General features: G+C 69.6%; 15 protein-coding genes. 11 read left to right on the top strand and 4 right to left on the bottom strand.

Features of this window, described 5'->3' with window-relative positions; genetic code table 11:
• Positions 1-4 precede the first annotated feature (4 nt).
• From LRQ07_RS04890 to LRQ07_RS04850, 9 genes are read left to right on the top strand one after another with little or no spacing between them, the layout of a single operon-like run.
• On the top strand, positions 5-1,615 hold the full coding sequence (locus LRQ07_RS04890; protein ID WP_256535994.1) for an ABC transporter substrate-binding protein: 1,611 nt from the start codon (positions 5-7) through the stop codon (positions 1,613-1,615).
• Position 1,616: 1 nt separating this feature from the next.
• On the top strand, positions 1,617-2,582 hold the full coding sequence (locus LRQ07_RS04885) for an ABC transporter permease (protein WP_131494453.1): 966 nt from the start codon (positions 1,617-1,619) through the stop codon (positions 2,580-2,582).
• Positions 2,579-3,463: an ABC transporter permease gene (locus LRQ07_RS04880; RefSeq protein WP_256535993.1), complete on the top strand. Its 885-nt coding sequence runs from the start codon at positions 2,579-2,581 to the stop codon at positions 3,461-3,463. The genes LRQ07_RS04885 and LRQ07_RS04880 overlap by 4 nt, the downstream gene beginning before the upstream one ends.
• Entirely contained in the window at positions 3,460-4,455 is a 996-nt protein-coding gene (locus LRQ07_RS04875; RefSeq protein WP_256535992.1) for an ABC transporter ATP-binding protein, read from the top strand. The genes LRQ07_RS04880 and LRQ07_RS04875 overlap by 4 nt, the downstream gene beginning before the upstream one ends.
• Positions 4,452-5,222, top strand: coding sequence for an ATP-binding cassette domain-containing protein (locus LRQ07_RS04870; protein WP_256535991.1), 771 nt, complete (start codon positions 4,452-4,454; stop codon positions 5,220-5,222). The genes LRQ07_RS04875 and LRQ07_RS04870 overlap by 4 nt, the downstream gene beginning before the upstream one ends.
• Positions 5,219-6,238: a P1 family peptidase gene (locus LRQ07_RS04865; RefSeq protein ID WP_231555033.1), complete on the top strand. Its 1,020-nt coding sequence runs from the start codon at positions 5,219-5,221 to the stop codon at positions 6,236-6,238. Before LRQ07_RS04870 ends, LRQ07_RS04865 begins: the two co-directional genes overlap by 4 nt.
• Positions 6,208-6,885 (top strand): FMN-binding negative transcriptional regulator, encoded by a 678-nt coding sequence (locus LRQ07_RS04860; RefSeq protein ID WP_232762372.1) that lies wholly within the window; start codon positions 6,208-6,210, stop codon positions 6,883-6,885. The genes LRQ07_RS04865 and LRQ07_RS04860 overlap by 31 nt, the downstream gene beginning before the upstream one ends.
• Complete coding sequence (locus LRQ07_RS04855; protein WP_256535990.1) at positions 6,882-7,973, top strand: C45 family autoproteolytic acyltransferase/hydolase; 1,092 nt, start codon at positions 6,882-6,884, stop codon at positions 7,971-7,973. The genes LRQ07_RS04860 and LRQ07_RS04855 overlap by 4 nt, the downstream gene beginning before the upstream one ends.
• A 1-nt stretch (position 7,974) precedes the next feature.
• Positions 7,975-8,499 carry a hypothetical protein gene (locus LRQ07_RS04850; protein WP_256535989.1) on the top strand — a complete coding sequence of 175 codons (525 nt, stop codon included), beginning with the start codon at positions 7,975-7,977 and terminating at the stop codon, positions 8,497-8,499.
• Positions 8,500-8,629: 130 nt separating this feature from the next.
• On the opposite strand, the gene purH is transcribed toward LRQ07_RS04850, so the two are convergent.
• The 3 genes from purH to LRQ07_RS04835 all read right to left on the bottom strand — a co-directional run bounded on the left by purH (position 8,630) and on the right by LRQ07_RS04835 (position 12,324).
• Positions 8,630-10,237 carry a bifunctional phosphoribosylaminoimidazolecarboxamide formyltransferase/IMP cyclohydrolase gene (gene purH / locus LRQ07_RS04845; protein ID WP_047523111.1) on the bottom strand — a complete coding sequence of 536 codons (1,608 nt, stop codon included), beginning with the start codon at positions 10,235-10,237 and terminating at the stop codon, positions 8,630-8,632.
• Between the two features lie 35 nt (positions 10,238-10,272).
• Positions 10,273-10,860 (bottom strand): phosphoribosylglycinamide formyltransferase, encoded by a 588-nt coding sequence (gene purN, locus LRQ07_RS04840; RefSeq protein ID WP_047523110.1) that lies wholly within the window; start codon positions 10,858-10,860, stop codon positions 10,273-10,275.
• Positions 10,861-10,923: 63 nt separating this feature from the next.
• Complete coding sequence (locus LRQ07_RS04835) at positions 10,924-12,324, bottom strand: DUF6350 family protein (protein WP_256535988.1); 1,401 nt, start codon at positions 12,322-12,324, stop codon at positions 10,924-10,926.
• Between the two features lie 90 nt (positions 12,325-12,414).
• On the opposite strand from LRQ07_RS04835, the gene LRQ07_RS04830 reads away from it, so the two are divergent.
• Positions 12,415-13,890 (top strand): NCS2 family permease, encoded by a 1,476-nt coding sequence (locus LRQ07_RS04830; RefSeq protein ID WP_047523108.1) that lies wholly within the window; start codon positions 12,415-12,417, stop codon positions 13,888-13,890.
• Positions 13,891-14,075: 185 nt separating this feature from the next.
• Here LRQ07_RS04830 and LRQ07_RS04825 read toward each other — a convergent pair whose 3' ends face one another.
• Positions 14,076-14,477 (bottom strand): VOC family protein, encoded by a 402-nt coding sequence (locus LRQ07_RS04825; protein WP_047523107.1) that lies wholly within the window; start codon positions 14,475-14,477, stop codon positions 14,076-14,078.
• Between the two features lie 74 nt (positions 14,478-14,551).
• Here LRQ07_RS04825 and LRQ07_RS04820 point away from each other — a divergent pair, with 74 nt between their 5' ends.
• Positions 14,552-15,127, top strand: a complete 576-nt coding sequence (locus LRQ07_RS04820; protein WP_256535987.1) for a TetR/AcrR family transcriptional regulator — start codon at positions 14,552-14,554, stop codon at positions 15,125-15,127.
• Positions 15,128-15,137: the final 10 nt, after the last annotated feature.

The raw sequence follows: 15,137 nt of genomic DNA, 5'->3' as shown, positions 1-15,137 counted from the left end.
CGACATGCACAAAGCAGCTCGTGCGGGGGTGGCCGTCGCCACCGTCGCCCTCCTCGCCCTCACCGGGTGCGCCGCCGGCGCCTCACCCGAAACCGAACCCACTCAGGACGAAGCCGCACCCGGCTTCCTCGCCGTCGCCGATGAGGCGTTCGACGGGGGCGGCGACCTCGTCGTCCAGGTCGATTACGACACCGCGGAGGCGAGCGGCCTCGACCCGCAGGGGGCCGCCACCGCCCGCTCCTGGATGCTCGAAGGGCTCTCCTACGAGACGCTCACGACGATCGATGAGAACCTCGACGTGGCGCCGAAGCTCGCCACATCCTGGGAGACTCCGAGCGACACCGAGTACGTCTTCACCCTCGCCGATGACGCCGTGTTCTCGAACGGACGCCCGATGACCGCAGCCGATGTCGTCGGCAGCCTCCAGCGGCTGATCGACATCCCCACCACCTGGACCGGACAGCTCGGCCCGGTCGCCTCGATCGAGGAGACCGGAGACCTCGAGGTCACGGTCACGCTGTCCAGCCCCTATGCGCCGTTCCTCGCGGCTCTCGCGAACATCCCCGCCGCGATCCTGCCGATGGCGGAGATCGAGTCCGGCGAGGTCGACATCACCACGGAGATGCTCGGCACGGGCCCGCTCGTCGCGACCGCTCACCGTCAGGACGAGGAGTGGACGTTCGAGCCGAACGTCCACCACCCGGATGCCGATGCCCTCGGCTTCTCCACCCTCACGGTCGACATCGTCGGCGACGAGGCGACGCGGGCAGCGGCGCTGCGCGACGGATCCGCCGACTTCGCGGTGCTGAACTCGATCGACTCCGCGGAACTCCTCGCCAACGCGGCGGACGTGACCGTGGTGGGACAGCGGAACACCGACTTCCACTACCTGATGATCAACTCCCTCACCGGCGACGAGGCGCTGCAGGATGAGGACGTGCGCTTCGCGATCAACTCCGCCATCGACCGTGACGCGATCAACGAGCTCGCGTTCGGGGGGTCGACCGCCTCCACCGGCATCACCCCCGCCGTCCTGCCCGATGCCTGCCGCGCGGAGGATCTGCCTTCCGCGGCCCGGGACGTCGCCGCGGCCAAGTCCGTGATCGACGAGGTCGGCGGACTCGAGCTCGACCTCTTCGTCTACACCGACGAGCCGGTGCTCGCACAGATCGCTCAGGTGATGCAGCAGAATCTGGCGGAGATCGGCGTCAAGGTCGAGATCCAGCAGGTCGACTTCGCCACGTACTCCGCCAAGGTCTACGGCAGCCCCGCGGACTTCGACCTCGCGCTGAGCTGGTTCGCCGGGTACGCCGATCCCGCCATGGTCACGACGTGGTGGAACCCCGAGGTCGCCGGATTCTCCGCGGTCTTCATGAAGGGGAGCGACGAGCTCGACGCCCTCATCGAGGACGGGTACACCACCGCGCCGGGTGAGGAGCGGGCCGCGGTCTTCCAGGACCTCTGCACACTTGCCGACGAGCAGAGCGAGATGGTGCCCCTGGTGCTGCGCCCCTCCACCATCGGCTGGAACACGGCGTCGTTGTCCCCGACGCTCAGCAGCGACGAGGGCTACGGCAACTTCCTGCGCTACCTCACCGAGTTCCGCGCCAACTGACATGGCCGTCGCTCTGTGGTCGCTCCGGCGCATCGGCGCCGCGCTGCTGACGCTGCTCGTCGTCTCGGTGCTGATCTTCGCCTCAGTGCGCCTCATGCCCGGCGACTACATCGACCTCGTCCTGGGTCCGCTCGCCACCGAGGCGCAGCGGGCCCAGGCGGTGGCCGCATCCGGGCTCGACGATCCGGTCGTCGCCCAGTACTTCCACTGGCTCTTCGGCGTCTTCACCGGCGACCTGGGGTATTCCTTCGTGTCCAACGTCTCGGTGTCGGAGGAGTTCGGTGCGAGACTCCCGGTCACGGCGACGATCGCGTTGCTGACGATCATCGTGACCCTCCTGGTCGGCATCCCGCTCGGGTTCATCGCCGCGCTCCGCTCGGAGGGTTCGGCCGGCGCGGCGGGTCGTATCGTCAGCGCGCTCGGCATCAGCATCCCCGAGTTCCTCCTCGCGGGACTCGTGGTCTTCGCCGTGTCGACCCTGGGTCTCGGGGTGTCGCTCGGACGCTTCGCCCCCTTCGCCGTCGATCCGGCACGCTTCTTCGGATCGCTGGTGCTCCCGGTCACGGTTCTGTCCGTCGGCTGCGTGGCCGTGGTCGCCCGGAACACGAGGGATGCCGTCATGAACGTCCTCGTCGAGCCGCACGTGCAGGCAGCCGTCGCACGCGGGGAGACACCCGGATTCATCGTGCGGCACCACGTGCTGCGCAACGCGGCGGCTCCCATCCTCACGATCGTGGGCGCCCTGGTCGCCGTCCTGCTCGGAGGCACCGTGATCGTCGAGTTCGTCTTCGACATCCCCGGCATGGGCTCGTATCTGCAGACCGCCCTCGGTCGACGCGACTACGCGATCGTGCAGAGCGCCGTGCTCCTCGCCGCGGTCGTCTTCATCGCCGCGAGCCTCATCGTCGACTTGATCGCCAACGCGCTGGATCCGCGCCTGCGCCTGACCGGAGGGAGCCGCCGATGACCATCGCACCCACGGCCGCCCATCGCATCCGCGCGGCCGGACAGTCATCCCGAGGCGCGTGGCGACGCAGCGATGCCGTCCTGCGCACGGCCGTGATCGTGCTGGGGGTGATCGTCGTCGCCACCGTGATCGCGGTCCTCTCCGGCCTGACCGGTTCCACCGATGCGACGGTCGCCGGGCGCCTCGAAGGCCCCTCCGCGATCGCTCCGCTCGGCACCGACAACCTCGGCCGCTCGCTGTTGCCTCGGCTCTTCCAGGGAACCGCGACGACGCTCGTGGTCTCCCTCATCGCGGTCCTCTGCTCCGCGGTGGTGAGCACGATCCTCGGAATGCTCGCGGGATATTACGGAGGCGCCGTCAATGAAGCGGTCATGCGCGTCGCGGACGTCCTGTACGCCTTCCCCGCGCTCGTGCTCGCGATCCTCGTGTCCGCGCTCATCGGCCCCGGTCGGCCCGCCGCGATCATCAGCATCGTCGTGATCACGATCCCTCTCATGACCCGCGTCGTCCGCATCGCGACGAGAGGAGTCGCCGACCGCGACTTCATCGTTTCGGCGCGCATCAGCGGCGTCAGGACCCCCGTGATCTTCGCCCGGCGGCTGCTGCCGAACATCGGGGGCACCATCGCCGTGCAGGCGAGCTATGCCCTGTCCGTCGCGATCCTCGTCGAGGGCGGACTGAGTTTCCTCGGCTTCGGCGTGCAGGTACCGGAGGCTTCTCTCGGACTGCTCATCCAGCAGGGGATGCTCTACATGACACAGGCGCCGCAACTCCTCATCATCCCCGGCATCGTGCTGGTGATCTCGATCCTGTGCATCAACATCATCGGCGACGGACTCCGAGACCGATTCGAACCGCGAGAGACGAGGTCCCTCCGATGACCGCCGTACGCATCAGCGACCTGGCCCTGGACTTCACCGGGACCACCACCGTCCGCGCGTTGGACGGCGTCGACCTGGACGTCGCCGCCGGGAGCTCGATGGCCATCGTCGGCGAGTCCGGGTCGGGCAAGTCCACCCTCGCCGCCGTGATCGGACGCCTCCAGCCGAAGTCCGCACAGATCGTGCGCGGAGAGCTCGAGGTCGACGGCATCGACGTGCGGAGCCTCGACCACGATGCGCTGCGCGCCTACCGCCGCGACACGCTCGCCTACATCGCCCAGGACCCGATCGGGTCCCTCGACCCGACGATGCGGATCGGTGCGCAGTTGAGGCTCGTGCTGCGGGCCATCGGCGACGACGACGGCCTGCCCCGGCAGCTCGCGCTGCTGGAGTCGATGAGGATCAGCGACCCCGCGCGGGTGGTGAGACTGTTCCCGCACCAGATCTCCGGTGGCATGGCGCAGCGCGTGGCGATCGCGATGGCGATGTGTCGCCGGCCGAAACTGCTCATCGCCGACGAGCCGACCGCGGCACTCGACAGCCAGGTCCGCGAAGAGGTCATCCGGTTGCTGTTCACCCAGGCACGGGAGCAGAAGACGACGATCCTCTGGCTCAGCCACGATCTGCCCGCCGTCGCGCGCTGGTGTGATGAGGTGGCCGTGATGTACGCCGGGCGCGTCGTGGAGCGAGGTCCCGCCGCCGCCGTGCTCGGGCGTCCCGTCCACCCCTACGCCCGCGCCCTCGCCGCCACCGATCCCTCCCGGGCACGATGCGGCGAGCGCCTGTCCAGCATCCCGGGCTCCCCGCCGGTCCTGCATGGCGAGGCCGAGGGATGTGCCTTCGCCGCGCGCTGTGCTCACCGCATCGACGCGTGCGAGGTGGTCCGCCCCGATCCCGTGCCCCCACGGCACAGCCTGTGCATCCGCGCCGCCGAACTCGGTGAAGCGGACCGCCGAGCCGGCCTGGTGCCGGACGAAGGGGTGATCGTATGAGCGACGCGACCGCACCCGCGATCGAACTCGACGACGTGGGCCTCGCCTTCTCCTCCGGTATCGGTGCGAGTCGGCGCACGGTCACGGCGATGGCACACGTGTCGTTCTCGGTCGCCCCCGGAGAGACACTCGGCCTCGTCGGCGAATCCGGTTCGGGCAAGACGACGACGGGCTCGGTGGTCCTGGGCCTGCAGCGCCCCGACACCGGCACCGTGCGGTTCCAAGGCGCGCCGCTCGCCCGCAGTCTGCGCTCCCGCGCCGGTCGCATGCAAGCGGTCCTCCAGCACCCTCGCTGGGCGCTCGATCCACGTTCCACCGTCCTGTCCTCGGTCCTCGAACCGCTCCTCGTGCACGAGCGGCGCACCCCCGCGGTCGAGCACCGTGCCATCGCGATGCTCGAACAGGTCGGGCTCCCCGCCTCCTTCGCCGCCCGCCGACCACATCAGCTCTCCGGTGGTCAGCTGCAGCGTGTGAGCGTGGCCCGTGCCCTCGTCACCCGTCCGGCGTTCATCGTCTTCGACGAAGCGGTCAGCGCGCTCGACGTCTCCGTGCAGGCGCAGATCCTGAACCTCATCCAGGATCTGCAGGCCGAGCACGGCTTCGCCGCCCTGTTCATCTCGCACGACCTCGCCGCCGTCCGCTACATCTCCCACCACGTGGCGGTGATGCGCGCCGGTGAGATCGTCGAGCACGCGCCGACCGACGTGTTCTACGACCTGCCCAGCCATCCCTATTCGCGTCAACTTTTCCAGGAGCTCTCATCGTGACCGACACCCACCGCCTCGCCCCCGTCCTTTCCGCCGGGCCGCGCCTCTCCAACGACGATTTCGCCCTCTCCCCCGTCCACGGCACCGACCGCGGTCTGGTCGAGTATGACTTCCCCGGGGTCCTCCTCGGGACGGCCGAGTACGCGGAGGGACCGACCGGCGCGACGGTCGTCTCGATCCCGGCGGGCGCTCGCACCTTCACCGACCGGCGCGGAGGCGCTGTCGGTGCGAGCGGTCTCTACGGCTACAACCATGCGATCTGCCTCGCCGGCGGGTCCGTGTACGGGCTCTCCGCCGTCGCGGGAGTCTCCGAGGAGCTGTTCGCGCGTGTGGACCACCGGTCCGGCTTCGACCAGCTCCAGCTGGTGTCGGGGGCGATCATCTACGACTACTCGGTCCGCGACAACTCGGTGTTCCCCGACGCCGCGCTCGGCAAGGCCGCGCTGCGGGCCGCGCGCGAGGGCGTCGTGGAGGTCGGACGCGTCGGCGGCGGGGCGTCGGCGTCGTCCGGCAAGGTCGACCCCGCGCGTGTCGAGTTCACCGGACAGGGCGTCGCCTTCCGCCAGGTCGGCGATGTGAAGGTCCTCGTCGTGACGGTGCTCAACCCCTACGGTGTGATCCTCGACCGGGAAGGGCGCATCATCCGCGGCAATTACGACGACGCGACCGGAGAACGCCGCCACCCCGCACGGGACTACGAAGAGGCCATCGGCGAATCTCGGCTGCTGGATTCCATGGCCGGCAACACCACGATCACGGCTGTTGTCACTAACGTGCAGCTGTCCGACGTCGAGCTGAAGCAGTTCGGACTCCAGGTGCACAGCTCGATGCACCGCGGCATCCAGCCGTTCCACACCCCGCTCGACGGCGACACGCTGTTCGCCCTCACCACCGACGAGGTCGCGCTGCCCGAAGACCCCGGATCCTCCCGCGGGCGGCTCTCGCTGAACTCGACCGCGGTCGCGACCCTCGCCGGCGAGACCGCGTGGGACGCGATCCTCTGCGCGGCGGGCTGACCGTGTACGAGTTCGAGAAGTACCTCGCCCCGTCGCAGCACGAGGTGAACGAGCTCGTCCGGCGACATCCGTTCGCGCTCATCGTGTCCAACGGCGGCGGCGAGTCCGGCGCCCCGACCGTCACCCACACGCCGGTCATCATCGAGCGCCTGGCCGATGACGGAGGCTTCGTCGGAGGCGAGCTCCTCGGACACGTCGCCCGCAAGAACCCGCAGTGGCAGCACATCTCCGATGGCGACGCCGTGCTCCTGGTGTTCTCCGGCCCCCACGACTACGTCTCGCCCACGACGTACGCGGATGACCCGAACGTCCCGACCTGGGACTATGCGGCGGTGCACCTGACGGCACGGGTGACCGTGCTGGAGGACTCCGCAGACGGCATGCACGTCGTCACGCGGACGGTCGAGGAGCTGGAAGGTCTGGAGCCCACGCGCTGGGACATGACGAGTTCGCTCCCCACGTTCGAGCGCATCGTCGGCGGCATCGTCTCGTTCCGCTTCGAGATCATCGAGCAGCGCGCGGTGTTCAAGGTCAGCCAGGACAAGCCGATCGAGGTCAGACGACGTGTCGCCGCCGCCTCGCGCGCCCGAGGCTGCCCCTACGGAGACGTCGCCGAACTCGTCGAGCGCATCGGAGGAGAAGCATGATCATCCACGAGTGGACATCCGAAACCGCCGATCAGCGCGAAGAGGGCCACCGCTTCGGCCAGCGCTGGGCACCGCAGCTGCGCGCGGCGCGCGACTCGTACCTCCGGCTGTTCCAGCAGTCCGGGGTCTCCGCGGAGCAGGCCAGGAGCATCGCCGACGAGTGCCGGGGCATGGTCGAGTCCTTCGCGCGCGAGGTCGCGGACGAGTTCCGTGGTGTCGCGGAAGGCAGTGGGCTGGCGCTCACCGACGTGCATCTGCTCACCGCCCGCACCGAGATCCTCGCCCGGATGACCCCGTCGATGGAATGCTCCACGATCGTCTACGTGCCCGACGACGCGAATCCTCCACGCACACTGCAGACGTGGGACTGGCATGAGACGCTCTCGAACGAGACGGTCGTCCGGCGGCTGCGTGCGGCATCCGGAGCCCGCGTCGTGACGTTCTCCGAGTTCGGACAGCCGGCCAAGATCGGTGTCAACGACCGCGGTCTCGGCGTGCACTTCAACATCCTCCACCATCGCAGCGACGGGTCGCAGGCGGGTGTGCCGGTGCACGTGCTGGCACGGATGATGCTCGACGGGGCGCACGACGTGGCCGGCGCGGTCGCGATCGCCGAGTCCGTGCCCCTCGCCGCGTCCAGCGTCCTGACGGTGGTGTCGTTCGATGGCGTGACCCCCGAGGCCGCGGCCGTCGAGGTCTCACCCGCGGGAGTCGCCGTGCTCCCCGCCCCACGCGGAAAGGCCCTGGCACACACGAACCACTTCCTCGACGAGACGCTCGCCGCGGGCGAGTACTCCCCCTACGAGACGACGAGCGTGCCCCGGTATCGCTGTCTGACCGACGCGGCCGACCTCGCCCGCATCGTCGACGACCGTGAGCGGGCGGTCGCCTTCGGTGCGATCCCGGACGCCCCGATCTCGGTCCGCGCACGGCCGGAGGAGCCGGAGCACCTGCGCTGGGAGACGAAGCTCACCGTGGCGCTCGATGTCGCGCACGGAGCGATCGCATTCGCCGCAGGACCGCCCTCCGAGGTCGTCACGGCCCCGTGGCGGCGCGTCGGTGTGCTCGACGAGCGCGTGCCCGGCTGACGTGCACGCGGTCCTCCATGTCGTCGCACTCCTCCCTGCCGCGGTCGGGGTGGGCGCGCTCGTCGGGATGCGGCGGGATGCGGGACGCCCGGAGATCCTCGTCGCCGCCCTGATGCTCGCCGGCATGGCCGATGTGATGACCGTGTCGCTGCTCCCGCCGGTGCTGTGGTTCGCGGTGCTCGTCGTCGTCGGGATCGTGCTCGCCGCCGTGCGCCGGGCGGCGCCGGTCCCCACCGCTCGTCCGGAGGCGATGGTGTCGACGCATCTGGCTCTCGGCGTCATCACGACCGCGGTGCTCGTCCTCCTGATGCCCGGGATCCCGTCGCCCGCGGCGTCTCCGATCATCACGTCGCACGTGCACGGAGCCGTCGACACGATGCCGTTGCTGGTGAGTGCCGGGCTTGCGCTGGGGACGGTGATCCTCGCGGTGGTCGCGCTGCGGACCGAGCGCGCCTGGCCGCATCGGCTCCACCACGCGACCATGGCGGTGTCGACCGTCGCGATGTGCGCGATCGTCGCGACCTGACCCTCCCCGTCCCCCGTCCCCGTCTCTCCAGTGCTGCCGAGACCCCCGCGCAACGCCGAGACCCCCGCCTGCACACGTCGGCAGGCGGGGGTCTCGGCAAGGAACGGGGGTCTCGGCGGGAGACAGTCGCTCAGTGGAAGAAGTGACGCTCCCCGGTGAAGAACATCGTGACGCCGGCCTTGCGCGCGGCATCCACGACCTCCTCGTCGCGCACCGATCCGCCCGGCTGCACGATGGCCGTGACACCGGCATCGATCAGCACCTGAGCGCCATCCGCGAACGGGAAGAACGCGTCGGAGGAGGCGACAGAACCGGCCGCCCGATCCCCCGCACGCTCGACCGCGAGGCGGCACGAGTCGACACGGTTGACCTGGCCCATGCCGACACCGACCGTGGCGTTGTCCTTCGCGAGCACGATCGCGTTCGACTTCACCGCGCGGCAGGCCTTCCACGCGAAGATCAGGTTCTCCATCTCCGCCTCGCTCGGGCGCTCACCCGACACGAGCTCCCAGTTCTTCGCGACCGAGCCGATGTCGTCCGGGAAGCGGTCGGCGTCCTGGAGGAGGAGCCCGCCCGAGACCAGACGCACGTCCATCCGCTCCTGCCGCCAGTCCTGCGGAAGCTGCAGCAGGCGCAGGTTCTTCTTCGCCTTGAACACCTCGAGCGCGGCCGGCTCGAACGCCGGTGCGACGATGACCTCGGTGAAGATGTCCTTGAGGTTCTCGGCCATCTTGAGGGTCACGGTGCCGTTCGCGGCGATCACCCCGCCGTACGCCGAGACCGGGTCGCATTCGTGGGCCCGCAGGTGGGCGCTGGCGATCGGGTCGAGGGCGTTGGGAGCGGTGGTCGCGATGCCGCACGGGTTGGCGTGCTTGATGATCGCGACGGCGGGCTTGATCATGTCGTAGGCGGCGCGCAGTGCGGCATCCGCGTCGACGTAGTTGTTGTACGACATCTCCTTGCCCTGCAACTGCGTGGCCTGCGCGATGCCGTGGCCACCGGCGCGGGTGTAGATCGCGCCGCGCTGATGGGAGTTCTCGCCGTAGCGGAGGGTCGCGAGGCGCTCGGCCTGGATGGTGAGGTGCGCGGGGAGGTCGCCCGGCTCGGTGAGCGTCCCTTCGGCGAACCACTGGGCGACGGCCGTGTCATACGCCGCGGTGTGAGCGAACGCGCGGGCCGCGAGCTCCCGGCGCTGACCCACGGACGTCCCGCCGGCCTCGATCGCGGAGATGATGGCGGGATAGGACTGCGGCGAGACGACGATCGCGACGTTGGCGTGGTTCTTCGCCGCGGCGCGCACCATGGCGGGTCCACCGATGTCGATCTGCTCGACGACGTCATCGCCGATCGCGCCCGAGGCCACGGTCTCGACGAACGGATACAGGTTCACCACGACGAGCTCGAACGGCGCGATGTCGAGCTCCTCGAGCTGACGCTCGTGCTCCTCGAGGCGGAGGTCCGCGAGCAGGCCGCCATGGACCTTCGGGTGCAGCGTCTTCACGCGGCCGTCGAGCATCTCGGCGACGCCGGTGACGGCGGCCACGTCGGTGACGGTGAAACCCGCGTCACGGATCGTCGCGGCGGTCGATCCGGTCGACACGATCTCGATCCCCGCTCCGGCGAGCGCCTCGGCGAGGACGAGCAGGTCGGTCTTGTCGCTCACCGAGACGAGCGCGCGCCGGATCGGCACGGTGTCGCGGTCGCGGTAGAGCGTGGGGTCGTGGCGGGGGCCGGCCATGATGGGCTCCTTCGTGCGGGGGCGTCGGGTGGAGGTCAGGAAGAAGGCGTCAGGGCGAGATCACCGGTGGCGATCCCGCGGACGACGTCGATGAGCAGTCGACGTTCGACGGGCTTGATGCGCTCGTGCAGGCTGTGCTCGGTGTCGTCGGCGAGAACCGGCACGCGCTCCTGGGCCAGGATCGGCCCGGTGTCGACCCCGTCGTCGACGACGATCACACTGGCGCCGGTCTCGGAGACCCCTGCGGCGAGCGCGTCCCGCACACCGTGCGCACCGGGGAACTCCGGCAGGTACGCGGGGTGGGTGTTGATGAGGCGCGGGGAGTACCGGGCGACGAGCGTCGGCGGCAGGAGGCGCATGAGTCCGCTGAGCACGATGAGGTCCGGCTTCCAGACGTCCAGCTGCCGGGCGAGTTCCTCACCCCAGGCCTCACGACTCTCGTGCTCGTGCCAGGGCACCGTGAAGCTGGGGATGCCGAACTCCTCGGCGTGGGCCAGCCCGTCTGCTTCGCGGTCGGCACCCACGACGATGATCCTGGCGGGAAAATCGGGATGACGAGCGGCCTCGAGGAGGGCGCGAAGGTTCGAGCCGGTGCCCGAGATGAGAACGGCGACCGTGAGCACGCGCCCAGTCTACCGGGGTGCGCGACCGGCTCTCTTCCGGCCTCCCCGGCCACGCGAAAGCGGTCAGTCGCGCGGATCGGCCGGTTCATCCTTCGGCCGTTCGAACCGCCGGAGGTCGTCGAGCGGTGCCGTGTCGTCGGGCCCGGATGCGTCGACCGACATTCCGGCCACGGGGACTCCTGCCTCCGCACCGGCGGGCGCGTACCCCGGATCGTACGCCGTCATCTCGGCGATCCACCGGTCGGTCCGCTCTTCCGCGAGCTCATCGCGGTGCCGCGGCGAGAGCAGCAGGATCGCGGCGCCGACGAGGACCTCCGCGCCGAGGGCGAGGACGAACGGGACCACGGCCGGTCCGACCACCGCCATCCGGCCCGGCCCCATCGACCCGTTCGCCAGGGCAGCGGCGAGCCCGGCGATCCCCGCGGTGACACCGGCGATGCCGAGGGCGATCACCGCGCGCTGCGGCATTCGCAGCGGAGTGCCCTCCCACACGAGGCGAGAGCGCACCGCCCATCCGGCGAAGGCTCCGGCGGCGACGGGGAGGAGCACGACGATCAGCATCCAGATCGAACTGTTCTCGGGCAGCAGACCGAACACCGGGATACCGGGCACCACACCGAGCTGGGTGCCGGCGGGCGACACGGCCGTCCCGAACCCGACCGCGAAGCCGGGACCGGCGAGCCAGGAAGCCGCCCACACGATCAGGGTCGGCAGGTAGGCGAGTTGGGCGAGCGTCAACACGGTCGCCCCGAGCGCGTCGACGCGGGCCGCCTGGAACAGGGCCACCACCTCGCCCCCGCGGAACAGGGTCGTGACGGCGAGAGCCAACGCGGAGGCGCCGACCACGGCGACGAGCGCGAAGGCCGCGCCGCGCACGATCGCGACCGGGACCGGAGCCCAGTCCTCGCGGGCGTCGATCAGATCGTGCAGACGGTCGAGGATGCCGCCGTCCCCGTCCTCCCACGCGATGCGCACGGCTCCGCAGAGCGCGCCGACGAGGTAGACCGCGGTGGGAAGGATGATGGCGAGGGGCAACGAGGTCGCGGCGGCTTCCAAACGGGTCGTCAGTGCGACGCCGGCTGAGATGACGGCGAACACCACGGTGCCGGTCAGGGGCCCCAGCAGCCATGCGCCCGCCTTCGCCGCCCTGTCTCCCGAACGCGCCGCGAAGAGCAGCGTGAAGAACAGGAACGCCAGCGGAGTGATCGACACCGCGAAGCTCGCGGCCTCCGCGGGGATGGCGAGAGCCACCAGGAGCGCATCCGGGATCGTGACGTCGAGCGGCACCCCGTGGCCGAACTGCCAGAGCGTTCCGGTGAGCGGCCAGAGCGCACCCCAGTCCGCGGTGACGCCGAAGGCGAGCGTCCACAGCAGCGTCAACGGCGCGAGCAGCACGACGAGACCGACCGCCGCGGCGATGGCGGCATCGAAGGCGGCGAGGAGCGCGACGAGGAGGCGTTGCATAGCGATTCGAGACTACGACGAGTTCCCGACGAAGCCCCTGGGGCGCGCGTGAGGTCGGCGACACGATAGCGTTTCTCCGGAGGTTTCCCGATGACAACTGCCCCGCCCGCCCCGGCATCCACCGAGCCCAAGAACGCCGTGGACCGCTTCTTCGAGATCAGCAAGCGCGGATCCACGATCGGCACAGAGATCCGAGGGGGCTTGGTGACCTTCGTCACGATGGCCTACATCGTGATCCTGAACCCGATCATCCTGTCCGGCAAGCCGGATGTCGCCGGCAACATGCTCGAGTTCAACGCCGTGGGGGCAGCGACCGCGCTGACCGCCGGAGTGATGACGATCCTGTTCGGGCTGGTCACACGACTGCCGTTCGGCTTCGCCGCAGGACTGGGCATCAACGCCTTCGTGGCGTTCTCGGTCGTGGGTCAGGTGACCTGGCCGGAAGCCATGGCGCTCGTGATGATCAACGGTGTCGTGATCGTGCTGCTGGCCGCGACCGGTCTTCGCAAGGCGATCTTCGACGCCGTGCCCTTCCAGCTGAAGATCGCGATCACCGTCGGCATCGGCCTGTTCATCGCGTTCATCGGCTTCGTGAACTCCGGTTTCGTGACGGCCACCGGTGCATCGTCGCCGCCGGTCGGACTCGGCGTCAACGGCTCGGTCGCGACCGTGCCGAGCCTGCTCTTCGTGATCACGCTCCTGCTCACCGGCATCCTCGTCGCCCTCAAGATCAAGGGCGGCATGCTGATCGGCCTCATCGGCGGCACCGTGCTGGCCGTGATCGTCGAGGCGATCTGGCACATCGGACCCCGTGGTTTCGACGATGAGGGCAACGTGGTCAACCCGGGCGGCTGGGGCCTCACCGTGCCCGCGCTCGACGGTTCGCCGGTCGGTGTCCCCGACCTGAGCCTGATCGGTGCGGTGGACTTCAGCTTCGACCTGAGCAAGGTGAGCCTCGTGGCGATCGTGATGATCGTCTTCACACTGCTCTTCACGAACTTCTTCGACGCGATGGGCACCATGACGGGCCTCGCGAAGGAGGCGAACCTCGCCGACGACAACGGTGACTTCCCGCGCATCAAGTCGGCGCTGGTGGTCGAGGGCGTCGGCGCGATCGCAGGTGGCGCGACCTCCTCGTCGTCGAGCACGGTCTTCATCGAGTCGGGTGCCGGCATCGGCGAAGGTGCACGCACGGGCCTCGCGAACGTCGTCACCGGCTTCGTGTTCCTGGTCGCGATGTTCCTCACTCCGTTGACGTCGATCGTCCCGACCGAGATCGCCGCAGCCGCGCTGATCATCGTCGGTGCCATGATGATGGCGCAGATCCGGTACATCGACTTCTCCGACTTCCGCGTGCTGCTGCCGGTGTTCCTCACCGTGTCCGTCATGCCGCTGACCTACTCGATCGCCAACGGCATCGGTGCGGGCTTCGTGAGCTGGGTGCTCATCCACGCATTCTCCGGCAAGGCCAAGACGATCAGCCCGCTGCTGTGGGTCGTCGGAGCGGGCTTCCTGATCTTCTTCGCCCGCGGTCCGATCGAGGCCCTCTTCGGCGTCGGGATCTGACGACGGGGCAGAGATCACAAGAGGGGCGGATGCTGCGGCATCCGCCCCTCTCGCGTCTCCCCCTTCCCCGCCTCTCCGCCCCCTCCTGCATTCCGCCCACTCTCAGGGCGACACGCCAGACGTCGGACGGCGTGAGGGAAACGGTCCGACATCTGGCGTGTCGGCGGGCGACACGGGGGCGGACGTCAGGCGTAGGCCGCCGCAAACTCCGGCGCGGGCTCGATCGGCTCGATCACGTCGATCAGCACGCCGCCGGGCGCCTCGACGATGAAGTGCCGCTGCCCGAAGTCCTCGTCCCGCAGCGTCAGGCGCTCGGGAAGCTTCCGCTCCCCCACCAGCCGCACGTGCTCGGCGGTCGCATCCGGTACCTCCACGTTGAGCAGGAGTCCCCGCACGGGCTCTCGGAACCCTTCGGGAATGGTCTCGTGCGCGCGGTCGAGGATCGCGAGCTCGCCGCCGTCGAAGCGCAGGCTGACGTACCAGTCGGCCTCGAACGTCACCTCGAAGCCGAGCTCTTCTCGATAGAACCGTGCGGCGGCGGAGACGTCGTCCACCATCAGCACCGGGTAGAAACTCGTGATGTCCATCCTGACCTCTTTTACATGCAGTGTGTTTGTATCGGTGGGGCTAGAATACATACACACCGCACGTAAAGGAACCCATGCCCCGAGCATCCGCAGCCGACGCCGCCGAGACCGCACGGCGGATCCTCGATGTCGCCACCGCACATTTCGCCGAGCACGGCTATGCGGCCGCGTCGGTCGACGAACTCGCCCGGGCCGCGAGCGTGACCCGTGGCGCCGTCTACCACCACTACACCTCGAAGCCGCTGCTGTTCGCCGCCGTCGCCTCCGCGCAGCAGCAGATCGTCGCCGACGCGATCGTCCAGGCCACGGCGGGCAGCGCGCCCGACGCCGCTCTCCGCGACGGCAGCCACGCCTTCCTCGACGCCATCACCCGGGGCGCCGCCTCGCGCGTGCTGCTCATCGACGGCCCCGCGGTGCTCGGGTGGGAGCAGTGGCGCCGACTCGATGCCGAGGGCCCCGAGCAGGAGCTGCGTGCCGGACTGCGCGAGGCCGGTGTCTCCCCGGCCCTCCTGGACCCCCTTGCGGCGGTGCTCTCCGGAGCGATGAACGAGCTCGCCCTCTGGCTGGCCGCCCATCCCGACGCCGCCGCGCGCCGTCAGGCCCATCGCGCGCTCGACACCCTGCTGGACTCCGTCGCTCCCCAGACCTGACCGGTGATGG

The sequence above is a fragment of the Microbacterium sp. J1-1 genome (assembly GCF_024498615.1).
In the GTDB taxonomy this organism is placed as follows: domain Bacteria; phylum Actinomycetota; class Actinomycetes; order Actinomycetales; family Microbacteriaceae; genus Microbacterium; species Microbacterium aurugineum.
The sequence above is the reverse complement of the archived record's forward strand: the minus strand, read 5'-3'. Positions and strand labels throughout refer to the sequence as shown.